Consider the following 26,510-nt stretch of genomic DNA (forward strand, 5'->3'; position numbering starts at 1 on the left):
GAAGTGAATACGTGCAACAGATAGCCCGCTCTGTCGCCCTGGCATTTAACAATCTGCCTCGACCCCACCGCGTTATGCTGGGGTCGCTTACAGTTCTCACGTTAGCGGTCGCCGTCTGGCGGCCCTATGTTTACCACCCGAGTTCTGCCCCTATTATTAAAACCATCGAACTGGAGAAGAGCGAGATCCGCTCTCTGCTGCCTGAGGCCAGCGAGCCTATCGATCAGGCCGCACAGGAAGATGAAGCTATTCCCCAGGATGAGCTGGATGACAAGATCCAGAATGAAACCGGCATTCATGAATATGTTGTTTCTACTGGCGATACGCTGAGCAGCGTCCTGAACCAGTACGGTATCGACATGGGCAACATTAGCCAGCTTGCCGCATCCGATAAAGAGCTGCGTAACCTGAAAATTGGTCAGCAGCTTTCCTGGACCTTAACGCCCGACGGCGATCTGCAACGTCTGACCTGGGAGATGTCCCGTCGCGAAACCCGCACCTACGATCGCACCGCAAACGGTTTCAAAATGACCAGTGAAATGCAGCAGGGCGACTGGGTTAACAGCGTGATGAAAGGGACCGTCGGCGGCAGCTTTGTTTCCAGTGCCCGCGATGCTGGCCTGACCAGCGCTGAAATCAGCTCGGTGATCAAAGCCATGCAGTGGCAGATGGATTTCCGCAAACTGAAAAAAGGCGATCAGTTCTCTGTCCTGATGTCCCGCGAAATGCTGGACGGTAAGCGCGAGCAGAGCCAGCTGGTGGGTGTTCGTCTGCGTTCAGACGGCAAAGACTACTACGCCATTCGCGCGGAAGACGGTAAGTTCTATGACCGCAGCGGTACGGGCCTGGCAAAAGGCTTCCTGCGTTTCCCAACGGCGAAACAGTTCCGCGTCTCCTCCAACTTTAACCCGCGTCGTCTGAACCCGGTAACGGGCCGCGTAGCGCCGCACCGTGGCGTTGACTTCGCCATGCCGCAGGGCACGCCAGTGCTGGCGGTAGGGGATGGTGAAGTGGTCATGGCGAAACGCAGCGGTGCTGCTGGCTATTACGTTGCTATTCGTCACGGTCGCACGTACACCACCCGCTACATGCACCTGCGTAAACTGCTGGTCAAACCGGGCCAGAAGGTGAAACGTGGCGATCGCATCGCGCTGTCTGGTAACACCGGCCGGTCGACGGGCCCGCACCTGCACTACGAAGTGTGGATCAACCAGCAGGCGGTTAACCCGCTGACGGCGAAACTGCCGCGCACCGAAGGGCTGACCGGGAAAGATCGCAAAGATTACCTGGCGCAGGTGAAAGAGGTGATGCCACAGCTGCGATTCGACTAAGCTAACACCCTCAAAAATAAGCCGGCGTCAGTGTGCGCCGGCTTTTTCTTTTGTACGCGGACGGCTGCCTCGCTACACTATCTGAATATATTTTTGCGTCACCAGACCCTGGAACCCGCATGGAAACCAAAAAAAACAATATTGAGTACATTCCCGAGTTTGAAAAATCCTTTCGCCACCCGCGTAACTGGGGCGCCTGGCTTGGCGTATACGTGTTTGCTGGCATGGCGTTGCTACCTGCTTCCCTCCGCGATCCGGTGCTCGGCAATGTGGGGCGCCTGGCAGGGCGCTTAGGTAAAAGCGCACGCCGCCGCGCGCAAATAAACCTTCTGTACTGTTTTCCGGATAAAAGCGACGCTGAACGCGAAGCAATCATTGATGACATGTATACCACCGCGCCACAGGCCATGGCGATGATGGCGGAACTGGCGCTAAAAGGGCCGGAAAAGATCGTCGACCGCGTTGACTGGAAAGGGCTGGAAATCATCGACGAGATGCGTCGCAATGATGAAAAAGTGATTTTCCTGGTGCCGCACGGTTGGGGGGTCGACATTCCGGCAATGTTAATGGCGTCGCAGGGCCAGAAAATGGCGGCGATGTTCCATAATCAGGGAAACAAAATCTACGATTTCGTCTGGAATACCGTGCGCCGTCGCTTTGGCGGACGTCTGCACGCCCGAAACGATGGCATTAAGCCTTTCATTCAGTCCGTACGTCAGGGTTACTGGGGCTACTACCTGCCCGATCAGGATCACGGTCCTGAGCACAGCGAGTTTGTCGATTTCTTCGCGACCTATAAAGCTACGCTACCCGCGATTGGTCGCCTGATGAAAGTCTGCCGCGCCCGCGTGATCCCGCTGTTCCCGGTTTATGACGGTAAAACGCATCGCCTGAGCATTGAGGTACGTCCGCCGATGGACGATCTGCTGACCGCGGACGATCGCACCATTGCACGCCGCATGAATGAAGAGGTGGAAGTGCTGGTGGGGCCACATAAGGAGCAATATACGTGGATCCTGAAGTTGCTCAAAACGCGTAAACCTGGCGAAACAGAGCCGTACAAGCGTAAAGAGCTTTTCCCGAAGAAATAGAAAACCTTCACCCCTCTCCCCTTAGGGGAGAGGGGATCGGAGCTTACTCTACGGTCAGTACGCGGGTGGTATTGGTTGAGCCGATGGTGCTCATCACGTCACCCTGCGTCACGATAACGATATCACCGGATACCAAATAACCTTTGTCGCGCAGCAGGTTCACAGCATCGTGCGCGGCGGCCACACCGTCATTGGTGCTGTCGAAGTAGACTGGCGTCACGCCGCGATACAGCGCCGTCAGGTTCAGCGTACGCTCGTGACGGGACATGGCGAAGATCGGCAGACCGGAGCTGATGCGAGACGTCATTAGCGCGGTACGGCCAGATTCGGTCATGGTGATGATCGCCGTGACCCCTTTCAGGTGGTTGGCTGCGTACATCGCGGACATCGCAATCGCTTCTTCCACATTGTCGAACTGGATATCCAGGCGGTGCTTGGAGACGTTAATGCTTGGGATCTTCTCCGCACCCAGGCAGACGCGCGCCATGGCGGCCACGGTTTCCGCCGGATACTGACCCGCAGCGGTTTCGGCTGACAGCATCACCGCGTCAGTACCATCCAGCACGGCGTTCGCCACGTCCATGACTTCCGCACGGGTTGGCATTGGGTTGGTGATCATGGATTCCATCATCTGGGTGGCGGTGATCACCGCGCGGTTCAGCTGACGCGCGCGACGGATCAGCGCTTTCTGGATACCGACCAGTTCAGGGTCGCCAATTTCCACGCCCAGATCACCACGGGCAACCATCACCACGTCAGACGCCAGGATCACGTCGTCCATCGCGTCCTGATCGCAGACCGCTTCAGCGCGTTCCACTTTCGCAACGATTTTCGCATCGCAGCCTGCATCACGCGCCAGGCGGCGAGCATAGTTCAGATCTTCGCCGCAGCGGGGGAAGGAGACGGCCAGATAATCCACGCCGATCTGCGCTGCGGTCACGATATCCGCTTTGTCTTTATCGGTCAGCGCTTCGGCAGACAGGCCACCGCCGAGTTTGTTGATGCCTTTGTTGTTGGAGAGCGGGCCGCCGACGGTCACTTCGGTGAACACCTTCATACCCTGAACTTCCAGCACTTTCAGCTGTACGCGTCCGTCGTCCAGCAGCAGGATGTCGCCAGGCACAACGTCAGCAGGCAGACCTTTGTAGTCGATACCCACTTTTTCCTTATCGCCTTCGCCTTTGCTCAGGTTGGCATCCAGCAGGAATTTATCGCCGATGTTGAGGAAGACTTTGCCTTCTTTAAAGGTCGATACGCGGATTTTTGGACCTTGCAGGTCACCGAGGATAGCAACATGGCGGCCCAGTTTAGCTGCGATTTCACGCACTTTGTCGGCACGTAATTTATGGTCTTCTGGCGTACCGTGAGAGAAGTTCATGCGCACCACGTTGGCACCCGCGGCGATAATCTTTTCGAGGTTATTATCGCGGTCGGTGGCCGGGCCTAGGGTGGTGACGATCTTGGTTCTGCGAAGCCTTCTGGACATGTAATACTCCGTTGACTGAAACAACTTTGGTGTTGCGTGAACATAGAATCGGCCTTCATCTATCGCAAGGCAGTAGCGAGGGGACCGAATGCCGTAAATCGTACATCGTCGTTATTAGGGAACATCGCTCTTTATAAGCAATTCTTTATCAAAACGCGATTCTTTCAGGGCTTCCTTGACCCGCTTCAAGTTATCCCGGAATTTTGCGCCCCGGCGTAAAGTAAAACCGGTCGCCAGCACGTCGATGACCGTCAGTTGCGCCAGGCGGGAGACCATCGGCATGTACATGTCGGTGTCTTCCGGTACGTCCAGGGTGATGGCGAGCGTTGCTTCCCGGGCCAGCGGCGTACCTGCCGTCGTCAGGGCGATGACCATCGCATCGTTGTCACGCGCGAGTTGCGCCAGCTCCACCTGGCTCTTGGTGCGGCCCGTATGGGAGATGAGTACCACGACATCATCTTCGCTACAATTCATACAGCTCATGCGTTGCAGCACAATGTCATCGGAGTAAATCACCGGCACGTTAAAGCGAAAGAACTTATTCATGGCGTCATGCGCCACGGCGGCGGACGAGCCAAGGCCAAAGAAAGCAATCCGTTTGGCCTGCGTAAGAAGATCGACCGCGCGATTCACTGAACTCATGTCCAGAGACTGGCGAACATGGTCGAGCGTGGCCATTGCCGATTCAAATATTTTTGCGGTGTAAGCATCAACGCTGTCGTCTTCATCTACATTGCGATTAACATACGGGGTACCGTTTGCCAGACTTTGTGCCAGATGCAGTTTAAAATCAGGAAAGCCGCGGGTGTCCAGACTACGACAGAATCGATTGACCGTCGGTTCGCTGACGCCCGATTCCTGTGCCAGAGCGGCGATGCTTGAATGAATCGCCTGAGCGGGCGCGGCGAGAATAACTTCGGCCACTTTGCGCTCGGATTTGCTAAGGTGTTCCAGTTGAAACTGGATTTTTTCCAGCATGTTCATTGTTAACAAGACGCTCATGAGGGCATAAACGATTTCATAGAGATGAAACCTTGATTCGATTTAGCCGATATTACCCCCGGGACACCCGAAAGGGTAATCGTCGACAAGAAATGTTGTTGTTTTTTTTCATTACTTGATCGACGTCGGGTTTTGCTCTGACCCTGTTGCGCAAAGAATCGACGTTTGTTGCGTCACCAGACGGGCGTAATGGCCCGCGCGACGAAAAATCACCGTATCGCACGCGTCGTTAAGCGCTAATGGTTTCAGGAAACGCGTAAAAGCAGTACAGTGCATTGTAATAAAATTACAACGATACCTGGCAGAGTACCAGGAGATCTAACTGAGGAGAATGACATGGCGGTAACGCAAACAGCCCAGGCATGTGACCTGGTCATTTTCGGCGCGAAAGGCGATCTTGCACGCCGAAAATTGCTGCCTTCCCTGTATCAGCTCGAAAAAGCGGGCCAGATCCATCCCGATACCCGAATTCTTGGGGTAGGGCGCGCCGACTGGGATAAGGAGGCTTATACCAAAGTCGTGCGCGAGGCGCTCGAAACCTTCATGAAAGAGAAAATCGATGAAAGCCTTTGGGATAAGCTGAGCGGGCGTCTCGATTTCTGTAATCTGGACGTCAACGATGTAAGCGCCTTTACCCGTCTGGGTGAAATGCTGGACCAGGAAAATCGCGTCACCATTAACTATTTCGCCATGCCGCCAAGCACCTTCGGCGCCATCTGCAAAGGTCTGGGCGAAGCGAAGCTGAACGCCAAACCGGCGCGCGTGGTGATGGAGAAGCCGCTGGGTACGTCGCTGGCAACCTCGCGTGAAATCAACGACCAGGTGGGCGAGTTCTTTGAGGAGTGTCAGGTTTACCGTATTGACCACTATCTGGGTAAAGAGACGGTTCTGAACCTGCTGGCGCTGCGTTTTGCCAACTCCTTGTTTGTGAACAACTGGGACAACCGCACTATCGACCACGTGGAAATTACCGTGGCGGAAGAGGTGGGCATTGAAGGCCGCTGGGGCTACTTCGACCAGGCCGGCCAGATGCGTGACATGATCCAGAACCACCTGCTGCAAATTCTGTGCATGATTGCCATGTCTCCACCGTCAGATCTGACGGCCGACAGCATTCGTGACGCCAAAGTGAAAGTGCTGAAATCACTGCGCCGTATTGACCGCTCCAACGTGCGTGAGAAAACCGTGCGCGGCCAGTACACCGCAGGTTTTGCCCAGGGGAAAAAAGTCCCTGGCTATCTGGAAGAAGAGGGCGCGAACAAGTCCAGCAACACCGAAACGTTTGTGGCGATCCGCGTGGATATCGACGACTGGCGCTGGGCCGGCGTGCCGTTCTACCTGCGTACCGGGAAACGTCTGCCGGCAAAATGCTCCGAAGTGGTGGTCTACTTCAAAAATCCGGAACTGAACCTGTTCAAAGAATCCTGGCAGGAACTGCCGCAGAACAAACTGACCATCCGTTTACAGCCGGACGAGGGTGTGGATATTCAGATCCTGAACAAAGTGCCGGGTCTTGATCACAAACACAACCTGCAAACCACCAAACTCGACCTGAGTTACTCTGAAACTTTCAACCAGACGCATCTGGCCGATGCTTACGAGCGTCTGCTGCTGGAAACCATGCGTGGTATCCAGGCGCTGTTCGTCCGCCGCGATGAAGTGGAAGAGGCGTGGAAGTGGGTGGACTCAATCACCGAAGCGTGGGCAGCCGACCAGGACGCGCCAAAACCGTATCAGGCGGGAACATGGGGACCTGTCGCCTCCGTTGCGATGATCACCCGTGATGGCCGCTCCTGGAACGAGTTTGAATAACCCCCATCTCTAGCCCAAAGGTGTTATTTTACCGGTAACATGATCTAACACAGCAAGTGGCATAATTTTTAATCTTTTAAGCTCCGCGTGGATTCACCCGCGGAGCTTTTTTTATTACACTCCCTTCAGACATTTTGCCCCTGTGCTCCGGATATCAGGCGTTTCAGCGTTGTTAATAACCGTCAGAAACTGTGTAAACTCCCGAGCCTGGACAGATAAATTAGAGGAGCTTTTATGAATCCGACATTGTTACGCGTAACACAACGCATCGTTGAACGCTCGAAAGAGACCCGTGCTGCCTACCTTGCCCGCATCGAACAGGCGAAGAGTGAAACGGTCCATCGCTCACAGCTGGCCTGCGGGAATCTGGCCCACGGCTTTGCCGCCTGCCAGCCTGGTGATAAAGACGCGCTGAAAAGCATGCTGCGTAACAATATCGCCATCATTACCTCCTATAACGACATGCTTTCAGCCCACCAGCCGTATGAGGTTTACCCGTCTATCATCCGCAATGCGCTGCACAGCGTGAACGCGGTGGGCCAGGTTGCAGGCGGCGTGCCGGCCATGTGTGATGGCGTGACTCAGGGACAGGACGGTATGGAGTTGTCCCTGCTGAGCCGCGAAGTGATCGCCATGTCGGCGGCAGTGGGCCTCTCTCACAATATGTTTGATGGCGCGCTCTACCTGGGCGTATGCGACAAAATCGTCCCGGGGCTGGTGATGGCCGCGCTGTCGTTTGGCCATCTGCCAGCGATTTTTGTGCCGTCAGGCCCGATGGCAAGCGGTCTGCCAAACAAGGAAAAAGTCCGTATCCGCCAGCTGTATGCCGAAGGAAAAGCGGACCGTCAGGCGCTGCTGGAAGCGGAAGCCGCGTCCTATCACGCGCCGGGCACCTGTACGTTCTACGGTACGGCCAACACCAACCAGATGGTGGTGGAGTTTATGGGGATGCAGCTGCCGGGCTCGTCGTTCATCCAGCCGGATGCGCCACTGCGTAAAGCGCTGACCGAAGCCGCAGCCCGTCAGGTGACGCGTCTGACCGGTAACGGCAACGAGTGGATGCCAATGGGCAAAATGGTGGATGAAAAAGTCATCGTCAACGGGATTGTCGCCCTGCTGGCGACCGGCGGTTCAACCAACCATACCATGCACCTTGTCGCGATGGCGCGCGCGGCGGGCATTCTGATCAACTGGGATGACTTCTCCGAGATCTCTTCCGTGGTACCGCTGATGGCTCGTCTGTACCCGAACGGTCCGGCGGACATTAACCACTTCCAGGCCGCGGGCGGCGTGCCGGTGCTGATGCGCGAGCTGCTGAAAGGCGGCCTGCTGCATGAGGATGTCAACACGGTGGCGGGCTTTGGCCTGCATCGCTATACCCTTGAGCCGTGGCTGAACAACGGTGAGCTGGACTGGCGCGAGGGGGCGAGCAACTCGCTCGATCCTCAGGTTATCGCGACCTTCGAACAGCCGTTCTCTCCTCACGGCGGCACCAAAGTGCTGAGCGGTAACCTTGGGCGTGCCGTAATGAAAACTTCTGCCGTGCCGGAAGAGAATCAGGTTATCGAAGCCCCGGCGGTGGTGTTTGAAAGCCAGCACGACGTTTTACCTGCCTTCGACGCGGGTCTGCTTGATAAAGACTGCGTAGTCGTGGTGCGTCATCAGGGACCAAAAGCGAACGGGATGCCAGAATTACATAAACTTATGCCGCCGCTTGGTGTATTATTGGACCGCCGTTTCAAAATTGCGCTGGTGACCGATGGACGCCTCTCGGGGGCATCAGGTAAAGTGCCTTCAGCGATTCATGTCACCCCGGAAGCCTACGACGGCGGCCTGCTGGCGAAAGTCCATGATGGAGACATGATCCGCGTTAACGGTCAGACAGGCGAGTTAACCCTGCTGGTGGACGAAGCAGAGCTGACGGCGCGTCAGCCACATATTCCTGACCTGAGCGCATCCCGAGTGGGTACCGGACGCGAGATGTTTGGTGCGTTGCGTGAGAAACTCTCCGGTGCGGAGCAGGGCGCAACCTGTATTACGTTTTAAGACGACTTGATTTTAACGATCTGGCGAGAGAAAACTCTGATGAAAAACTGGAAAACAAGTGCAGAAGCAATCCTGACTACTGGCCCTGTCGTGCCGGTTATTGTGGTAAACAAACTGGAGCACGCTGTCCCAATGGCGAAGGCGCTGGTTGCGGGTGGCGTTCGTGTTCTGGAAGTGACCCTGCGTACTGCCTGTGCGATGGATGCGATTCGCGCTATCGCCAAAGAAGTGCCGGAAGCGATCATCGGTGCTGGTACGGTTCTGAATGCGCAGCAGCTGGCGGAAGTGACCGAAGCGGGCGCACAGTTTGCCATCAGCCCGGGCCTGACCGAGCCGCTGCTGAAAGCCGCAACCGAAGGTACTATTCCGCTGATCCCGGGTATCAGCACCGTTTCTGAATTGATGCTGGGCATGGACTACGGCCTGAAAGAGTTTAAATTCTTCCCGGCTGAAGCGAACGGCGGCACCAAAGCGTTGCAGGCGATTGCAGGCCCATTCTCCCAGGTGCGTTTCTGCCCAACGGGTGGCATCTCTCCGGCCAACTACCGCGACTACCTGGCGCTGAAAAGCGTGCTGTGCATCGGTGGCTCCTGGCTGGTTCCGGCGGATGCGCTGGAAGCAGGCGACTGGGATCGCATTACTAAACTGGCTCGCGAAGCGGTAGAAGGCGCGAAACAGTAACAAATGCTCAATGCATAAAGCAGGCCCTCTGGCCTGATGCTGGTCACTTTATGTGACCAGCATGTATAAGTTCTTCTTCTTCTTCTCCCCACAAACATTTTTAATATCCCTAACCCCAGGCGTATCATTCTTCATTATTAAATAATCCCTCACTTATATATTTGATGAATAATTCATTCTTAATTTATCTGTGATGAGATTGCCTGGGCTCTTTTTATTTATTCTGTGAATAATATTACTTCCTTTGTGTCAATTCAACTTGAGGTTGGGTATTTTAATAGGAGAGCGATAGGTGTATTGTTTTTAATAAACGGAATGTTTGTTAAAAGGATAGATAATAATGTCAGGGGAATCTGAGGTGGCTCAACGGTGGGACACGTTAAACAGATATTTATTGTATTTCCCGCGTAGCAAAAATGTTATTTCTGATGTTCATTCTTTTACAGGAAAAGAGATATTAAGCGAGCCTTATCGCTATACCATTCGCTTTACCAGTCCGGATCAAAACATTGCCATTAATGCTGTTCTTAATCAAAGGGCTGAGTTTATTCTGCGTGCACCCAATCTGGAAGCCTCATGGCATGGGCAAACCTCCTGGCTGCCGGTTCGCCAGATTAATGGCACGATCACCCAATTTTCCCGGCTGATGTCTTCAGGTGACGAAGCACTGTATGAATGCGTGCTGGAGCATGAGCTGGCGCTGCTGGATCAAAATTACCGTTCTGCGGTTTACATGAACATGACAGTTCCGGAGCTCGTTACAAAGCTGATGAAGGACAGTGGTCACTTTGACGGCTACAACATTGATTTTGACCAACTGAGCCACAGCTATCCACGACGGGAAATGATCGTTCAGTGGAAAGAAACCGATTTGCGGTTCATCCGTCGGCTGCTGGCAGAGATAGGGATCTGGTTCCGTTTTGAGAATCACAACAAAGTGAAAACGGAAACCGTCGTTATTTTTGGGGATTCTGCGCGTCGTTACAACTTCAGCGACAAACAGATGCCTTATGTCCGACATTCAGGCATGACCAGTTATAACGAATACATCACCGATCTGGAGGAGCAGCACGGCCTGATCCCAAAAAATGTGTTGGTTCGCACCTATAACTACCGTGACCCGCAATCGCCGCAGACGGATAAGACCGTTAAAACGAGCGATATTCCCGAAGGTGTAACGACAGGCCAACACTATCACTATGCCGATCACTATCTTGCTGCGGGGGATTTTCACGGTGAAGAGGCGGAAACCGCCGCATTTTACGCTCGTCTGCGTTATGAACGCCTGTTGAACGGACAGAGTCTTCTGGGGGCGACAACCAGCGATTCCGAGCTTAAGCCAGGCATTATGTTTTATCCCTCAGGGCCTGTACCTGACGGTTTTAAGTCCGGGTTTGTGATAACTGCGATGACTATCCGCGGCAGCCGTGCTGAACACTATCGCGCCGTACTTTCTGGGATCCCCTATATCCACGGCTATAGCTTCCGTCCTGAATACTTATCCCGGCCGATGATAGCCGGAACGGTGCCCGCCAGAGTGAAGGCTATCGGGGGAGATAAAACCTATGCCGGACTTGATGCGGTTGGACGCTACCGGGTTAAGTTCGATTTTGACCTTGATGAAAAACGGGTCGGATTTGAAAGCGCCCTGGTACGCCTCGGCAGACCGTACGCCGGTGACACTTTTGGTATTCACTTTCCGTTGCTGGAGGGGACTGAAGTTGCTGTTGGTTTTGAAGGCGGCGACCCGGACAGACCTTTTATCGCCCATGTCATGCACGACGGCAGCCACCCGGATTTAGTCACAAACCGTAACGATACCCGAAACGTGATCCGCACAGCCGCGTTGAACAAGATCCGCCTTGAAGATCGTCGCGGGCAGGAACACATCAAAATCTCTACCGAGTACGGCAAAGGGCAAGTGAGTGTGGGCCACCTGGTTGATGCTGAAGGCAAAAAGCGCGGGGAAGGTGTGGAGGCTCGCACCGACGACTGGATGGCGCTGCGTGCTGCCAAAGGCGTGATGATCACCACGGAAGCACAGCCCCGCGCGGGGGGTAAGCAACTGGATATGACAGCGGCTATTACACAACTTGAAAAGGCGTTATCGCTGGCGATGACCCTACAACAAAGTGCGCTTACGGCAGGTGCGAGTAATGTGGAAACCGATCGGCAAAATGCGCTCAGCCAGACGCTGAGTCATCTCGCGGAGCCCGGTATTTTGGCATATGGAAAAAGTGGAATTGCGCAGGTTACGCCGGACAGCCTGCAACTTTCCGCCGGGAAAGACCTGATTGCCACAGCGGGCGGGAATGCCAGCGTGAATGTGGTGAAAAAATTCTCGCTGGCCGTAGGGGAAAAACTGTCGATGTTTGCCCGCAAACTCGGCATCCAGATGATTGCCGGTGCGGGGGATATTACGACGCAGGCGCAGCGGGGCGAAATGCACATGCTGTCGCAGCAGGATTTCACGCTGACGAGCACCGCCGGGAAAATGAACGGCAGTGCCAGAAAGGGAATGCAGTTTGTCTGCGGGGGCGGCGGGATCCGTATCAGCCCGACCGGACTGGTCACCATTTTCTCGCCGACGGGCATTGAGCTCAAAGCGCCGAGCCTGAAATACGACGGTCCGGAAAGTGTGTCGGTAACGACGCCATCCTTTGAGAAAGGCGCCTTTAAACTTCGCTACAAACTGCACGCCGGCGATGATCCGGAGCAAATTCTGGCAAACAAAAAATTCAGGCTGACCAGTGCATCCGGACAGGTGGTGGAAGGCGTGACGGACAGCTGCGGTCGTTCACCCCTGCTCGATGCTGACGACCTCGACAGCTATAAAATGGAGATAATGGAATGACGGAGGCGAAGACAAAACCCTACGCTCCACGGGTGGTATCAGAAGGCGATATTCCGGTACACAAAACCCTGGGCGAAGTCGCCCAGACGCGCAACGTCGGGATACCGCGCCCGATGCCCGGCATTGTGATCCTCGTCCATGGCGTGAACGACGTGGGTGAAGCTTACCAGAATCAGGAGAAAGGAATACTTGTCGGGCTGGGTAAGCGACTCAACCGGCAGGATTTTTACGCCCACGAATGGAAAGACTACAGAATTATCACTCCCGGGCGTTCCCCCATCATCCCGTTTTACTGGGGATATAAACCGGTTACGCATGCTGACTACCGGGCGGACCAGAAGCGCTACCGGGAGGAGGTCGGGAAGCTGAGTGACAAAGCGCATCTGCCCTATGATGTGTACCAGGAAGATAACGAGACGAATAAAAAGTCGCTGGGTAATGACGGGAAAGGGCCGTTTCAGTACCAGAACGATAACTTTAAAAATGCACTTGATACGAGTTTTGCCAAGGGGGGCGGGACCTTTGCCAACGCAACGACGACGATCCCGGATATGCTGGGACCCGGCGCCGGTGGCTTCGGCGTTGCCGCTGCGGGATTTGCCTCGCTGCACTTCAATGATGGCGATTTTACCCATCCCATTTATGAAAACCCGCACCGCATTTACCAGTTTTTTGCCGCTCAACGGCTGGCGGATTTGATTATTCAGATTCGTCAGCCGTTAGTAACTCAAAACGATGTTATCAATATCGTCGCTCACAGTCAGGGCACGATTATTACTATGCTGGCAAATATGCTGGTGAAACAGGCCGGATACGATCCGGTAAATTGTGTGATTCTTAATCACTCACCATATTCTCTTGAGTCGCGCGTGGCTGAAAATATTCAGCCGGGTTATCAACAGACCGACGACGCCAGACAGCAGACATTTAAAAATTTCTGTCGCCTGATGCATACGCAATGGAAAGGTGGCGGGAAAATGGCCGAGAGCGAATTGCTGGCCCTGGAGGCTTCCTGTACTCTGCGTAAACCTTCCGATAATCCGCTGCGAACGGATGACAGATATTGCCGAAGCAACGACGGTAAAGTGTATAACTACTTTTGCCCGAACGATGGCGTCGTGTCGCTGGAGAATGTGCAGGGGGTTGGCTGGCGGGGCATTCCTCAGAATATTGCCAGTGATATACCGAATCTGTTTCAGCGTGTGTTTTACCAGCATGGTGAAGTAGGAAACATCCCTGACGCTAACCCCTTTGAGTTACCGCCGCGAAATGAGGGGGATGCAAAATATGCCTTTCTCACGAACGCCAGTTACAGCGCTCGCGATGTGGTGATAAATGGTGAGGAGTTACCGGAACCTTTTATTTTCAAACTTCAGGGGGAGGATAATCACCCGGATAACGATCCTAAAACCAGTGATAAACCGTATACCTATTATGTCGATCCGGACAGCCCGGACGCCTACATTTCCTATTCCGCCAAAGCCAGCGCCATTAAGCGCACAGTAACGACAACCTTTGCTGTGAACCGCTATCAAAATATTGGCTGGCAGCCTGGTCACGTTTTATCTGCTTCAGAGCTTAAAGAAGAGAGTTTTGAACGCAAGCATGAAGTTATTTATGGTGAGGTGTCAGGTTCGCGTGATTTTCAGTTAGTTACCCTTACCTGGAAGAAAACACCGGAAGAACTGCAAGCGGAATGGCAGAAAATTGACCCGGTAGGCTACAGCCAGCACTCCTCTATTGTGATGAGCGAATTTGTGCCATCGCACGCTATGGCGTTTGATTTGGCTATTGGGCAGTGCAAATCATTCGATTATCAGGCGGGGAAATTTTGGGAAGGGTTGCTACATCGGGCAGACTGGCGCGATCCGCAGAACGGTTATCCTGCCGCTAAAGAATATTACCGTACCGGAATGCTAGATGAACAGCGTACGAAATGGTTTATGAATAAGCCTGATGAGGTGCTTCCAAAAGGGGAGTACGGTGTGGAAAACCACTTTAATAATGCCTCGCCAGCCATGCCGTCTCGCGAACTGTCCATCAGAAATCAGGATGTGGCAAATTTGCAATGGGATATGCCAAAGCCCATGAGTGATAGTCAACTTGCTTAAGGATAGAGCATGAAAATATTTTTTATCGGCCTGACGACCTTTGCTATTTTGCTTGTGACCGGATGCCTGGCGAAAGAACCGCCGACGCAGGTAGTTTATCGATTCGATGATCATCGTTATCTCGAACTGAAAGGGTGGGATTGTGAAGGCGAACTCTGGTACACGGATACTAAGCGAGGCATTCACACCGAACCCGTTAGTCAGTTTTATCGACTCTTTACCCGTAAATTTATTCATCCATCAGAGCGATATATTGCACTGACGGGATGGGGAGTGAGTGGATTCATAGTATCTAAGGACTATGGGAAAACGTGGCGCTCTGTAGCGTTTTCACCAAATCATAATGAACCCAATGGTGATGACTACGCGCCGTATGAGGATATTATTTCTTTCACCGTCGTCAACGATCAGGGCTTTTTACTAACCAAGCACCGGCTGTATATGTCATCAAAGCCATTTGAAGACCCGCGCATTCTGCCCGGTGGGCCGGGGATTGCCTATACCGTGGATGACGGAATGGGAAATAAAGTCAGCGGGAAGCTGGAACCCCGTTCCCCTGGCTGGGCCTGGGGAATGGTCTACATGACTAAACAGGGGCTTGAGGGCAGCACGCAGCAACTTAAGGCAAACTGGCAAGATTTACCCGACAGCGTACCCGAAGTGAAGGAGTACACCGGCTGGGATCATATGCGCTGTGATATGGATGCGGGGCGATAACTGATGAAAGGATTATGTACCGTTCTCGCAGCTACGTCCGTTGTGCTGGCAACCGGATGCCAGGCGAAAGAACCGCCGACACAGGTTGTTTACCGGTTCGATGATCATCGTTATCTTGAGTTAAAAGGCTGGGGCTGTGAAGGCCAGCTCTGGTATACAGATACGAAAAGGGGTATTCATTCACAGCCTTATTTTCAATTTTATCGAGTATTTACCCGTAAGTTTATTCATCCATCAGAACGATATATCTCAATTCCTAACTGGGAGGTGGATGGGTTTCATGTATCGAAAGACTATGGCGAAACATGGAAAGCTGTCGGTTTTTCCCCAGCGGGTAATGAACCAAATGGAGATAACAGAGCACCCGCAGAAGATGCAGTGTCTTTCACCGTCGTCAACGATCAGGGCTTTTTACTAACCAAGCACCGGCTGTACATGTCGTCAAAACCATTTGAAGACCCGCGCATTCTGCCCGGTGGGCCGGGGATTGCCTATACCGTGGATGACGGAATGGGAAATAAAGTAAGCGATACGCTGGACCCCCGTTTCCCTGGCTGGGCCTGGGGAATGGTCTATATGACTAAGCAGGGGCTTAAGCACAGCACGCAGCAATTTAAGGCTAACTGGCAAGATTTACCCGACAGCGTACCCGAAGTGAAGGAGTACACCGGCTGGGATCATATGCGCTGTGATATGGATGCGGGAAAATAGGGAGATAAAGCGATGAAAGGCGTCATTAGGTTAAACGATCCGCTGATAAGCGGAGGAAAAGTCACTAAGGCCTCTGGGGCAGACTTTATGGGTCAGCCCGTGGCCTTGAAAGATGATCTTGTGCAGTGTCCGCTCCATAAAGGGACGTTCCCAATCACTGAATGTCACCCAACCTGGACCATGCATGGCCGTGGGGTTGTGGTAGATGGCTGTCGCGCGGCGTGTGGATGTGAAATCAAAAGTACCTTACCTGTGGCGGGAGCTTCGTAATGCGCGCGTGGTGGTTATACAAAAAACAGCCAGACCCGGATTCCACTGTGCCAGTCGTCATGATTGTTTTCCTCTATGTGATAGCCGTCGCAATGGGCCTCGCGATCCGGGCTCTAACCTGGCCTGAACAGGAACACGTTACGGCTCTCTTTTTTGTGCCTTCAGTTATTCTGCCCATCTGTGTTGTGTCGTTGTTAGTTTTTACAAGTTTCATATTTCATGACGCCAACATTCATTATGCTGAAACCCGAAAATTCATAGCAAAAGAGCAGGAGATTAATTTAAAGGCGTATGCGCGGAAAAATATGGCTATCGCAGCATGGTCTTCAATAACCCCCCTGGAGCAACCCGCGCTGAATATGTTGAAACTGGAAGGCGAATTTCCGCTGGCACCGAAAACGCCGGTTAACATTCAGCTGGAAGATCGCTTCGACCAGACCAGGAATGAACAGATGTTTTACCGCTTACTGGACCCGATGGCAGAAAAATTGAAGGGCTATAACTACCGTATTTTTGAAACCGTTGTCTGGGTTCGCGGAGGGAGTGGATCCTGCATTGATGAACTGAGACGCACTCTGGAGCGGTTGGGTATTGAAACGGCCAGCACGTGTAAAATTGAGTACAGCACAGAATGCCCTGACTACGCGATCGTTAGCCAATGGATGAACTTATCTGATTACAGAGTTGAAAACCGGCTGATTGTTATCGTTCATTTACATGAAGAAAGCGGCGAATCAAAGAGCATGGAAAATGCATGTGCATTCCTGCTGACCAGTCATTATGTCCGGGAGGAGGGCGAAAAACCGGTATATTTATATCAGCCTATGTCTGATGTGACCGATGTAGAGGACAAAATGGCGGTCTTCCTTGAGACGGGTTCGGTACTTACGCCGAAAAATCTCTGGTATACCGGGCTGTCCCGTATTGAAAAATATCCATTAATGCAGGCACTGGACAAAAAAGCGCTCACGGTGGAACGGCTGGATATCGATGCCTCTCTGGGCGCAAAGAGTGCCGGGTATCGGTGGCTGGCTCTGGCATTTGCGGCGGATGCGGTCAAATATGCCCAGGGGGAGCAACTGGCAGCTTATTCAGACAAAAACAAATTTTGTATTACTTCGCTTTCCTCCATGAAGACAGCTATCCCAAAAAAACTTACCTGGTGTAACTGGAGTAATCCCCTTTATCCTGCGGGGATGGCGGCTTTATTCTGCGTGTTATCCCTCATTGCCTATCGTATCAGTTTCCTGGCGCAAAACGATCCGCCAGCAATCTGGGAACTGATTGCGAGCATAATCATTCCCTTCGTTATTTTTATAGGCCTCGGTAGTTTTGTTTTCATCTCGAAAACGAATGAAGCCTACGAGGACATGGAATACGAATGGAAGCGATAGAAACGAAACAACGTTAATCATGCTATGTGGCTGGTCGCTTAGTTGACCAGCCTTTAGTTATTTACCCTGTCACTTTTACCGCAGTGGCCGCTATTTTCGCTCTCGCGACGGCTTCGTCCACGTTTTCCCCGGTTGCTAATGCCACGCCCAGACGACGGCTTCCGTCGATCTCCGGTTTGCCGAACAGTCTGACCTGTAAGCCTGCACCAACCGCACCTTCGACGTTATCAAAGGTGACATTCTGGCTGGTCAGCTGCGGCAGGATCACCGCCGAGGCTGCCGGGCCGTACTGACGGATGCCGCCAACCGGCAGGCCGAGGAAAGCACGTACGTGCAGCGCGAACTCAGAGAGATCCTGCGAAATCAGTGTGACCATCCCGGTATCGTGCGGGCGAGGGGAGACTTCGCTGAAGATCACCTCGTCGCCGCAAACAAACAATTCCACGCCGAACAGGCCGTAGCCGCCCAGCGCCAGCACCGTTTTGCGGGCGATCTCCTGCGCGCGTGCCAGCGCCAGCGCGCTCATCTGCTGCGGCTGCCAGGATTCGCGATAATCGCCGTCTTCCTGGCGATGACCAATCGGGTCGCAGAAATAAACGCCATCCACGGCGCTGACGGTGAGCAGGGTAATTTCAAAATCAAATTTCACCACGCCTTCTACGATGACGCGCCCGGCACCGGCACGGCCGCCCTGCTGGGCATAGTCCCAGGCTTTGTCCAGCGTGCTGCTGTCGCGGATAAAGCTCTGCCCTTTGCCAGAGGAGCTCATTACCGGCTTAATGATGCACGGGTAGCCAATCTCCTCTACGGCCTGGAGAAACGCAGCTTTATCCCCGGCAAAACGGTAGCTGGAGGTCGGGAGCTGTAATTCTTCTGCCGCCAGGCGACGAATGCCTTCCCGGTTCATGGTCAGTTTTGCCGCTGTGGCACAGGGCACCACGCGCTGGCCTTCCTGTTCAAGGGCAACCAACATCTCAGTGGCAATGGCCTCAATTTCAGGTACCACGAAATCCGGTTTTTCGTCGGCAATTAACGCCCGCAGGGCATTACCGTCAAGCATATCGATGACGTGCGAGCGATGCGCGACGTGCATGGCGGGCGCATTCGCGTAACGGTCCACCGCAATCACTTCCACACCCAAACGCTGGCATTCAATGGCCACTTCTTTACCCAGTTCACCCGATCCCAACAGCATGACGCGCGTCGCGGCAGGACGCAGCGCGGTTCCTAAACGAGTCATAAAAATCCCCCTGAAAAAGATGCGGGCAGTATAAACGAAAACGTTTGCGTATGTCTTGTATGGCAATAACCGGACACGGGGGAAATTTGCGCTTCTTTAGCACTGACAGACATTTCCTGACACCCGCTCGCTTAGGCTGTGAAGGTTACGCACTGTTACGTGAGGAAAAATATGTCAGGCTGGATGAATCAACTGCAATCCCTGTTGGGACAAAAAGGCTCGTCGTCCGGCGAGCAGGGTCTGAGCAAGCTGCTTGTGCCGGGTGCGCTCGGCGGGCTGGCCGGTTTGCTGGTTGCCAATAAATCATCGCGGAAACTGCTTACCAAATACGGTACCGGCGCGCTGCTGGCGGGCGGAGGGGCTATTGCAGGCTCCGTCTTATGGAACAAATACAAAGACAAGGTGCGCAACGCGCATCAGGATGAACCGCAGTACGGGAAGCAGGTATCGCCGTTAGATTTACGCACCGAGCGTCTGATCCTCGCCCTGGTCTTTGCAGCCAAGAGCGACGGGCATATTGATGCCAGTGAACGTGCCGCAATTGAACAGCAGATGCGGGAAGCGGGCGTTGAGGAGCAGGGCAGGGCGCTGGTGGCGCAGGCCATCGAACAGCCGCTCGATCCGCAGCGTCTGGCGCAAAGCGTGAAAAACGAAGAAGAGGCACTGGAACTCTATTTTCTGAGCTGTGCTGCCATCGATATCGATCACTTTATGGAGCGCAGCTACCTGAACGCCCTGGGTGATGCGCTGAAGATCCCACAGGACGTTCGTGAGGGAATTGAGCAGGATATTCAGCAGCAGAAGCAGACCCTCGCGGGCTAGAAGGCCATGTTTCGCTTGCATCATACGCGTGTTTTGCCAACCTTATAGGATGTAAAACGAAAAAGTAAGAATGCCATGCCTCCAAAAGCCCGACGTACTCCTTATGCGATCACCACGCATGGCGATACGCGTATCGATAACTACTACTGGCTGCGGGACGATTCTCGTTCCCGGCCAGAGGTGCTCGACTATCTGCACGAGGAAAACGACTATGGCCGCCAGGTCATGGCCAGCCAGCAGGCGCTTCAGGATCAGCTCCTGAACGAAATGGTGCAGCGTATCCCCCAGCGTGATGTCTCTGCCCCGTGGTGCAAAAACGGTTATCGCTATCGCCATATTTATGAGCCGGGAAACGAATATCCCATCTACCAGCGCCAGTCTGTGCTAAGCGCCGAGTGGGACGAATGGGAGATCCTGCTGGATGCTAACAAACGTGCTGCCCACAGTGAGTTTTATACGCTGGGCGGCATGTCCATTTCCCCCGATAACGCCATTATGGCGCTGGCTGAGGATTACCTCTCCCGCCGCCAGTACGGTTTGCGTTTCCGCAATCTTGAAACGGGAAACTGGTATCCCGAAATGCTGGATAATGTCTCCCCCGATTTCGTCTGGGGTAACGATTCAGAAACGGTCTACTACGTTAAAAAGCATGCCTCAACGCTGCTGCCTTATCAGGTCTGGCGTCATACGGTGGGGACCGATTCCGCCGACGATGAGCTTGTGTATGAAGAAAAAGACGAGACGTTCTACGTCAGCCTGCATAAAACCTCGTCTCGCCACTACGTGATTATCTTCCTTGCCAGCGCCACCACCTCTGAGGTGCTGCTGCTGGATGCCGAACTGCCGGATGCCCAGCCGTTATGCTTCCTGCCGCGCCGTAAAGATCATGAGTACAGTCTGGATCACTTCCAGCACAGCTTTTACCTGCGTTCGAACCGCGAGGGCAAAAACTTTGGCCTTTATAAAACCAAAGTGCGCGATGAACGGAAGTGGGAAGTGTTAATTCCTGCGCGCGATCAGGTGATGCTGGAGGGGTTCACCCTGTTTACCGACTGGCTGGTGGTGGAAGAGCGTCAGCGCGGACTGACCAGTATCCGCCAAATCAACCGCAAAACCCGCGAAGTGGTGGGCATTGCGTTCGATGACCCGGCTTACGTGACGTGGATCGGCTTTAACCCGGAACCGGAATCGTCCCGCCTGCGGTACGGCTATTCGTCAATGACTACCCCGGACACGTTGTTTGAGCTGGATATGGACACCGGGCAGCGTCAGGTGATTAAACAGGCGGAGGTCCGGGGATTTGAGTCGGAAAATTATCGCAGTGAACACCTGTGGGTGACCGCGCGCGACGGCGTTGAAGTCCCCGTGTCTCTCGTCTACCACAAGGATCACTTCAACAAAGGTAAAAAGCCCATCCTCGTCTACGGTTACGGCTCCTACGGATCCAGCATGGACGCCGATTTCAGCAGCAGCAGGCTGAGCCTGCTCGACCGCGGTTTTGTTTATGCGATTGCCCATATTCGCGGCGGCGGCGAGCTGGGTCAGCACTGGTATGAAGACGGAAAATTTCTCAAAAAGAAAAATACCTTCAATGACTACCTTGATGTCTGCGATGCGCTGATCGCGCAGGGTTATGGCGATCCGCAACTCTGCTTTGGCATGGGGGGCAGCGCCGGAGGCATGTTAATGGGAGCCGTGGTAAACCAGCGGCCTGAACTGTTTAAAGGCGTTATCGCTCAGGTGCCGTTTGTGGACGTGGTGACGACCATGCTGGACGAAACCATTCCGCTGACCACCGGGGAGTTTGAGGAGTGGGGGAACCCGCAGGATGAAACCTATTACCGCTACATGAAAGAGTACAGCCCGTACGATAACGTCGAGGCGAAAGCCTATCCGCATATGCTGGTGACCACCGGCCTGCACGATTCCCAGGTGCAGTACTGGGAGCCCGCGAAATGGGTGGCGAAGCTGCGTGAGCTAAAAACTGACGATAATCTGCTGCTGCTGTGTACCGATATGGACTCGGGGCACGGAGGGAAATCAGGGCGATTTAAATCCTATGAAGGGGTGGCGCTGGAGTACGCCTTTTTGATTGGCCTGGCGCAGGATACGCTGCCAGGCCGCGCGGGAACTCAGGCTTCGCCTAAATAATGCTTCAGCGTCAGGCGCAGTTCCGGGCTCATTCTGTCGAGGTTGTTGTACAGCCAGCGCAGATAGCCCGGATCGTTGTCCGCCACTTCCGATACCGGTTTTCCACGATATTTACCGAACGTGAAGGTGGTCAGTAGGGCGGGGCGGCCGGTAATGGTCGCCATATCGTCCGGCGTCCAGCCGGAAGTATTCATGATATCAATCAGGAGCGCTGCGGTGATGTAGCAGTCATAGAGGGCGCGGTGATGATGCAGCCCTTCCGGCGTCCGCACGCTTAGTTTGCGCGACTTATACAGCGCCATATTGCTGTATTTGATCCCCGGCCACAGACGGCGCGCCAGCTTCATGGTGCAAATCCATTCACCGGGCATCTCAGGCAGCACGCGGCGGTCAAAGCTGGCGTTATGGGCGACATACCACTGGCTACCGTGGTAAAGAGGGATGATCTCTTCAATCCACGGCTTATCCGCCACCATCGATTCCGTAATGCGATGAATTGCCATCGCCTGCGCACTGATGGGACGGTCCGGGCGCACCAGGTGGCTCATTGGATTGACTATCTTTCCGTCAACCACGTCGACAGAGGCGACTTCCACAATTCCACCCTGCAAATCGCAGGTTTCGGTATCGATAACGCGCAGCATTGATCGCTCCTGATCCTAAAATGCCTAGCCTAATGGAATGATATCCCCTTGCCAACCCTGTCGGCCCAAAGAACCGGTTAACAGCAACTCTCCCTTATCGGCACGCACGATCAGCTGACCTTTTTCATCCCATAAGGCGCTACCGCTGCGCGCGTTCGCCATTAATACCGCGATGGCGTACTTATGCGCGAAGCGTTGTAACGAACTGATGGATTGCCGCCAGCGTTGCTCACCCACCGCCAGGCTGCTGGTGAACAGCGTTGCCTCTGGGTCTAGTTCCGGGGCGTCAGCCTGATTATCAACGATGGTTAACCGTTTATTGCCAGGAATAACACCCGCACCGTTACCCTGGGGATAACGCCGGATGGTCGACAGGTTAGGGGTGAAAAGCGCGAGTCCTTTCTGTTGCTGGAGCGTAATACCGGCAATCACCGTGATGAAACGTGACTGCGCCGCGTGAAGGAGGGGGGCAAGCTGCAAATCGTCGGGGGGTGGGGGTAAGGTTGTTCCGCCAGGGCCGGTAAGCGAAAGCTCCGGAAAGACGACTAAATCGCACCCATGCGAGGCAGCCTCGGCAATAAAGTGCAGGTGATGTTTTACGTGCTCATCAACACAGTTGTGCCGCGGAGCATACTGAGCCGCGGCAATAGTCCATCGTGACATCGTGACTTCCTTATACACTAAGTCGCTGGGATTTTAAGATTACACCTAAATTTATCAGGGTTTTCTTATCCTGCCACATAACGCGTAAGGAAGTGTAACGGGATGTTAAGCTTATTTAACTTTAGGTTCGTACGGCAGGCGCGAGAGATTAACGGAGGCGAGGCGATGCGCAATAAGACGTTCGCGGAACCAGTCGCGCAGATGCGCGGGTTGTTCACGCTCTACCACTTCAGCCACGACGGGCATGTTGTAACGCTCTTTGAATGCGACCCCCGCGGCGGCGAGATCGACATTCACTTTGTCCATCTCGTCCTGAGGAAGGGCGGCCAGGTTAACGTTCATTTCCTTCTCCTTTTTCTGCGGCGGCAACGTTACCGCGATTGTTCAACGATGACAAGGGAGCAAAGGATGTTCCTCGACTCGTTAATTATACAGAGTTATTCTTTAGCATTCAGGCATAACGAAAAGGAATGATTGTGATGCACTTTACCCCTTCCCGCGTCGCGTGTGCGCTGGTGTTTCTGCTCTCTTCGGCAATCGCGCCATCAGCTCTGGCCCATGCGCACCTTAAGCAACAATCCCCGCAGGAAAATACCGTCGCGACGGCACCCGACGTCATTACCCTGAATTTCTCGGAAGGCATTGAACCTGCCTTCAGCGGCGTCGTGTTGACGGACGCGCAGCAGCACAAAATCCAGACCGGCGGGGTGAAGCGTGACGAGAAGGATAACGCAAAGCTGATTGTTCCTCTTGAGAAACCGTTGACGACCGGCACCTATACGGTGGACTGGCATGTGGTCTCCGTGGACGGCCACAAAACCAAGGGCAGCTATCACTTTAGCGTGAAATAGTATGCTGGCCCTGAGCTACGTAGCGTTTCGCTTTATCCATTTTGTTGCGCTGATACTACTGTTCGGCAACGCGCTATACAGTGTCTGGTTTGCACCGTCTTCGTTGCAGCGCCTCATGACGCAGCGTTTCCAGCGCCAGCAGAATATCGCGGCCTTAATCAGCCTGATGGCTGCTCTGCTGATGTTCGGCCTGCAAAGTGGGTTAATGGGCAATGGCTGGGGTGATGTCATTCGCCCGGCGGTCTGGCGCAGCGTGCTGGGCACGCAGTTTGGTGGCGTCTGGCTGTGGCAAATGGTGCTGGCCGCTGTGACCGCGGGTGCTGCATGGCTTACCCCGCAAAAGGGCTCACGGCTGTTACTGCTCGCGATGGGGCAACTGGTGCTGCTGGCGGGCGTGGGACATGCCGCGATGAACGGTGGCGCGCCGGGTGCGTTGCATCGTCTGAACCATGCGCTTCACCTGCTCTGCGCCGCCACCTGGGTGGGCGGTTTACTGCCGCTGCTGTTCTGTATGCGGCTGGCGAAAGGCCGCTGGCAGCCAGCCGCTATCTTTACCATGATGCGCTTCTCCCGCGTGGGGCATTATGCCGTGGCGGGCGTGCTGCTGACCGGGATAATCAATACGCTCTTTATTGTGGGCATAGACGTGCCGTGGGAAGCGCCTTATGTACGGCTGTTGTTGTTCAAATGTGCGCTGGTCATCATGATGGTGGCAATTGCGCTGGCGAATCGGTATTTTCTTGTGCCACGCTTTCGCCCTGATGCCGGGCGGGAACAACAGATTTTTATCAGGATGACACAGGCAGAAGTGGTGCTGGGCGCGCTGGTACTGGCGGCCGTCAGCCTGTTCGCGACCTGGGAACCCTTCTGACAAGGTTTAATAACTTATGAAAAAGACACTGCTTTCTCTTTTACTTCTCACCTGTGCCAGCAGTGCGCTGGCCGCGCCGCAGGTCATCACCGTCAGCCGGTTTGAAGTGGGTAAGGACAACTGGGCATTTAATCGTGAAGAGGTCATGCTCACCTGCCGTCCCGGTAACGCGCTGTATGTCATCAATCCCAGTACGCTCGTGCAGTATCCGTTAAATGACGTAGCGGAGCAGCAGGTTGCCAGCGGGAAAAGTAACGGACAGCCTGTCAGCGTGATCCAGGTGGATGACCCGGCAAACCCCGGGCAGAAGAAGAGTCTGGCACCGTTTATTGAGCGCGCTAAAAAGCTCTGCTAGCCGTCAGGTTTCCAGTAAAAAAAACCGCAGGTGCTTGTAAAAGCTCTGCGGTTTTTCACATTTAGTGATGTTCTGACGCTTTTTTTCAGACCACTTTTACTGTGGACTGGAAAACCTGACGTCGTCATCTATTCTTAAAGGGCAAGGCGATTGAGCCTGCATTAATGCCAACTTTTAGCGCACGGCTCTCTCCCAAGAGCCATTTCCCTGGACCGAATACAGGAATCGTATTCGGTCTCTTTTTATCTGCATGAAAATAAACGATAAAATCCGGTTTTCGTCTCAGCAGAAGGTTCACTTCCTGTGCGCCTGCTTCAAACATACCACAACCCGGCAGGCGTAAGTCCAGTCCTTTTTGGCTGTTTTGTTAAATTTTTGTTTGTATTTTGCCTGAGACGACTGCGGGATCAATGCGCGCATGTACGGAAGCCGCAATATCATCAAGTAACGCAAAGCGGCGACGGTATTCGGCGCGTTTTTTGCTGGCAATCTCCTCCAGTGCTTTACGCTCCATCTGGAGCGGCAACTGCCAGCAGAAGGGGGAGAGTTTCTTTCCGTTCAGGCCTTCCCAGAACTCGTCGTAGCTGGCGTGAAAATGACGCCCTTTGCTCAGACGGTAGCGCAGCGCGCGGAAAACATGGCCTTCATCGCTGACGGCAAAAATCGCGCTGATGTTCGAGCGTGAGGCAAGCTGGAAGATCACCTCCATCAGCACGCGTTTCGGGAAAAGCCCATGGCAGGCACGGGTAGCCTGCTTAATCACCTCCCGTGAAACATGACGACGTGGACCCTGGAGGCCGCCGATCACCAGCACCATACGGCCGTTACTGCGTGCGACACAGAACGTCAGGCTGGCAAGCAGCGTGTTGTCATTGTCATGCAGCCAAAGCGTGCTTTCGCCTTCACGTTCAGCCTTACCTGCGGACGAGGCGTGGACGGTATAGATTTCGCCGTTTTTTGCCTCGAACCGGACAACCGGCACCTCTTGCGGATTGGTCAGCGCGTGGGTGAGGGCGGTATTTTTCAGACTATCAATCCACTGATAGTGGCTGACGATAGCATCGGCCCGGTCGTTTGAGTTCAGGCCACGCATCAGATACTGGCGGTGAGTTTTGCTCGGCAAGGTAATTTGAGAGGTGAGCAGCCTGTCGAAATCATCGCGCCCGGATAGCGCCTCCAGCATGCGATGGGTGGAGGACCAGAATAAAAGCGAGCGCAGAAGGAACTTTAACCGGTAATCACGTTTGTGCCAGATTGGGCCGGGAACGCGTTTCCCTCTCACCAGTTCAGAAATAATATTTGTGCGATGCGGATAAAAAACATCGTTTTGCAGGTGTATGTTTGACACGTGAAAATCCCTCTTTTTATTCCGCACTATTTTAAAGGTCAGGGAATAAGGGATTAATA

Annotated in this window: 24 protein-coding genes; 16 read left to right on the forward strand and 8 right to left on the reverse strand. The window is 53.9% G+C overall.

Annotated features, from left to right (window positions below; translation table 11 throughout):
• Positions 1 to 11: 11 nt before the first annotated feature.
• Together mepM and lpxM are read left to right on the forward strand one after the other, a co-directional pair.
• Positions 12 to 1,331, forward strand: coding sequence for a murein DD-endopeptidase MepM (gene mepM / locus ACOT1A_RS01070; protein WP_022648483.1), 1,320 nt, complete (start codon positions 12 to 14; stop codon positions 1,329 to 1,331).
• Positions 1,332 to 1,450: 119 nt separating this feature from the next.
• The gene (gene lpxM / locus ACOT1A_RS01075) at positions 1,451 to 2,422 is read left to right on the forward strand and encodes a lauroyl-Kdo(2)-lipid IV(A) myristoyltransferase (RefSeq protein WP_063150084.1); all 972 of its coding nucleotides are present in this window, start codon (positions 1,451 to 1,453) and stop codon (positions 2,420 to 2,422) included.
• A gap of 43 nt (positions 2,423 to 2,465) precedes the next feature.
• Here lpxM and pyk read toward each other — a convergent pair whose 3' ends face one another.
• Positions 2,466 to 3,908, reverse strand: a complete 1,443-nt coding sequence (gene pyk / locus ACOT1A_RS01080) for a pyruvate kinase (RefSeq protein WP_003859767.1) — start codon at positions 3,906 to 3,908, stop codon at positions 2,466 to 2,468.
• A 114-nt stretch (positions 3,909 to 4,022) separates the two neighbouring features.
• Positions 4,023 to 4,892 carry a MurR/RpiR family transcriptional regulator gene (locus tag ACOT1A_RS01085; protein WP_003859769.1) on the reverse strand — a complete coding sequence of 290 codons (870 nt, stop codon included), beginning with the start codon at positions 4,890 to 4,892 and terminating at the stop codon, positions 4,023 to 4,025.
• A 354-nt stretch (positions 4,893 to 5,246) separates the two neighbouring features.
• Here ACOT1A_RS01085 and zwf point away from each other — a divergent pair, with 354 nt between their 5' ends.
• The 9 genes from zwf (at position 5,247) to ACOT1A_RS01130 (ending at position 17,506) form a co-directional block, all read left to right on the forward strand.
• Positions 5,247 to 6,722: a glucose-6-phosphate dehydrogenase gene (gene zwf, locus ACOT1A_RS01090; RefSeq protein WP_022648481.1), complete on the forward strand. Its 1,476-nt coding sequence runs from the start codon at positions 5,247 to 5,249 to the stop codon at positions 6,720 to 6,722.
• Positions 6,723 to 6,956: 234 nt separating this feature from the next.
• Complete coding sequence (gene edd / locus ACOT1A_RS01095; protein WP_069596714.1) at positions 6,957 to 8,768, forward strand: phosphogluconate dehydratase; 1,812 nt, start codon at positions 6,957 to 6,959, stop codon at positions 8,766 to 8,768.
• A 39-nt stretch (positions 8,769 to 8,807) separates the two neighbouring features.
• Complete coding sequence (gene kdgA, locus ACOT1A_RS01100; protein ID WP_023300441.1) at positions 8,808 to 9,449, forward strand: bifunctional 4-hydroxy-2-oxoglutarate aldolase/2-dehydro-3-deoxy-phosphogluconate aldolase; 642 nt, start codon at positions 8,808 to 8,810, stop codon at positions 9,447 to 9,449.
• 340 nt (positions 9,450 to 9,789) lie between these two features.
• Positions 9,790 to 12,303, forward strand: a complete 2,514-nt coding sequence (locus ACOT1A_RS01105) for a DUF2345 domain-containing protein (RefSeq protein WP_276169820.1) — start codon at positions 9,790 to 9,792, stop codon at positions 12,301 to 12,303.
• On the forward strand, positions 12,300 to 14,414 hold the full coding sequence (locus ACOT1A_RS01110) for a T6SS effector phospholipase Tle3 domain-containing protein (RefSeq protein WP_400174356.1): 2,115 nt from the start codon (positions 12,300 to 12,302) through the stop codon (positions 14,412 to 14,414). Before ACOT1A_RS01105 ends, ACOT1A_RS01110 begins: the two co-directional genes overlap by 4 nt.
• Positions 14,415 to 14,423: 9 nt before the next feature.
• On the forward strand, positions 14,424 to 15,131 hold the full coding sequence (locus ACOT1A_RS01115; RefSeq protein WP_368958402.1) for a T6SS immunity protein Tli3 family protein: 708 nt from the start codon (positions 14,424 to 14,426) through the stop codon (positions 15,129 to 15,131).
• A 3-nt stretch (positions 15,132 to 15,134) separates the two neighbouring features.
• Positions 15,135 to 15,842 (forward strand): T6SS immunity protein Tli3 family protein, encoded by a 708-nt coding sequence (locus ACOT1A_RS01120; protein ID WP_154846465.1) that lies wholly within the window; start codon positions 15,135 to 15,137, stop codon positions 15,840 to 15,842.
• A 12-nt stretch (positions 15,843 to 15,854) separates the two neighbouring features.
• The gene (locus tag ACOT1A_RS01125; RefSeq protein ID WP_022648473.1) at positions 15,855 to 16,112 is read left to right on the forward strand and encodes a PAAR domain-containing protein; all 258 of its coding nucleotides are present in this window, start codon (positions 15,855 to 15,857) and stop codon (positions 16,110 to 16,112) included.
• The gene (locus tag ACOT1A_RS01130) at positions 16,112 to 17,506 is read left to right on the forward strand and encodes a hypothetical protein (protein WP_276169817.1); all 1,395 of its coding nucleotides are present in this window, start codon (positions 16,112 to 16,114) and stop codon (positions 17,504 to 17,506) included. Before ACOT1A_RS01125 ends, ACOT1A_RS01130 begins: the two co-directional genes overlap by 1 nt.
• 61 nt (positions 17,507 to 17,567) lie before the next feature.
• Here the strand turns inward: ACOT1A_RS01130 and purT are convergent, their stop codons facing one another.
• Positions 17,568 to 18,746 carry a formate-dependent phosphoribosylglycinamide formyltransferase gene (purT, locus tag ACOT1A_RS01135; RefSeq protein WP_063162943.1) on the reverse strand — a complete coding sequence of 393 codons (1,179 nt, stop codon included), beginning with the start codon at positions 18,744 to 18,746 and terminating at the stop codon, positions 17,568 to 17,570.
• Between the two features lie 171 nt (positions 18,747 to 18,917).
• Between purT and ACOT1A_RS01140 the strand changes: the two genes are divergently transcribed.
• Positions 18,918 to 19,568: a tellurite resistance TerB family protein gene (locus ACOT1A_RS01140; protein ID WP_022648470.1), complete on the forward strand. Its 651-nt coding sequence runs from the start codon at positions 18,918 to 18,920 to the stop codon at positions 19,566 to 19,568.
• Between the two features lie 75 nt (positions 19,569 to 19,643).
• The gene (ptrB, locus tag ACOT1A_RS01145; RefSeq protein ID WP_276169816.1) at positions 19,644 to 21,719 is read left to right on the forward strand and encodes an oligopeptidase B; all 2,076 of its coding nucleotides are present in this window, start codon (positions 19,644 to 19,646) and stop codon (positions 21,717 to 21,719) included.
• On the opposite strand, the gene exoX is transcribed toward ptrB, so the two are convergent.
• The 3 genes from exoX to ACOT1A_RS01160 form a co-directional block, all read right to left on the reverse strand.
• On the reverse strand, positions 21,701 to 22,363 hold the full coding sequence (gene exoX, locus ACOT1A_RS01150; RefSeq protein WP_022648468.1) for an exodeoxyribonuclease X: 663 nt from the start codon (positions 22,361 to 22,363) through the stop codon (positions 21,701 to 21,703). The genes ptrB and exoX overlap by 19 nt on opposite strands.
• A 24-nt stretch (positions 22,364 to 22,387) precedes the next feature.
• A complete protein-coding gene (locus ACOT1A_RS01155; protein ID WP_023300434.1) occupies positions 22,388 to 23,026 on the reverse strand; it encodes a nitrilase-related carbon-nitrogen hydrolase in 639 nt (212 codons plus the stop codon).
• A 111-nt stretch (positions 23,027 to 23,137) separates the two neighbouring features.
• On the reverse strand, positions 23,138 to 23,368 hold the full coding sequence (locus ACOT1A_RS01160) for a DNA polymerase III subunit theta (RefSeq protein WP_003859784.1): 231 nt from the start codon (positions 23,366 to 23,368) through the stop codon (positions 23,138 to 23,140).
• Positions 23,369 to 23,505: 137 nt separating this feature from the next.
• Here ACOT1A_RS01160 and yobA point away from each other — a divergent pair, with 137 nt between their 5' ends.
• Genes yobA through ACOT1A_RS01175 form a run of 3 tightly spaced genes read left to right on the forward strand, consistent with a single transcriptional unit; the run spans position 23,506 to position 25,103 of the window.
• On the forward strand, positions 23,506 to 23,877 hold the full coding sequence (yobA, locus tag ACOT1A_RS01165) for a CopC domain-containing protein YobA (protein ID WP_241512525.1): 372 nt from the start codon (positions 23,506 to 23,508) through the stop codon (positions 23,875 to 23,877).
• A 1-nt stretch (position 23,878) separates the two neighbouring features.
• The gene (gene copD, locus ACOT1A_RS01170) at positions 23,879 to 24,748 is read left to right on the forward strand and encodes a copper homeostasis membrane protein CopD (protein ID WP_023300432.1); all 870 of its coding nucleotides are present in this window, start codon (positions 23,879 to 23,881) and stop codon (positions 24,746 to 24,748) included.
• A gap of 16 nt (positions 24,749 to 24,764) precedes the next feature.
• A complete protein-coding gene (locus ACOT1A_RS01175) occupies positions 24,765 to 25,103 on the forward strand; it encodes a YebY family protein (protein WP_022648464.1) in 339 nt (112 codons plus the stop codon).
• A 124-nt stretch (positions 25,104 to 25,227) separates the two neighbouring features.
• Here ACOT1A_RS01175 and ACOT1A_RS01180 read toward each other — a convergent pair whose 3' ends face one another.
• The gene (locus ACOT1A_RS01180) at positions 25,228 to 25,425 is read right to left on the reverse strand and encodes a hypothetical protein (protein WP_032609507.1); all 198 of its coding nucleotides are present in this window, start codon (positions 25,423 to 25,425) and stop codon (positions 25,228 to 25,230) included.
• A gap of 45 nt (positions 25,426 to 25,470) precedes the next feature.
• A complete protein-coding gene (locus ACOT1A_RS01185) occupies positions 25,471 to 26,451 on the reverse strand; it encodes a VirK/YbjX family protein (protein WP_276169815.1) in 981 nt (326 codons plus the stop codon).
• Positions 26,452 to 26,510 lie beyond the last annotated feature (59 nt).

Source organism: Enterobacter cloacae complex sp. SYL003 (assembly GCF_049236925.1).
GTDB classification, from domain to species: Bacteria; Pseudomonadota; Gammaproteobacteria; order Enterobacterales; family Enterobacteriaceae; genus Enterobacter; species Enterobacter intestinihominis.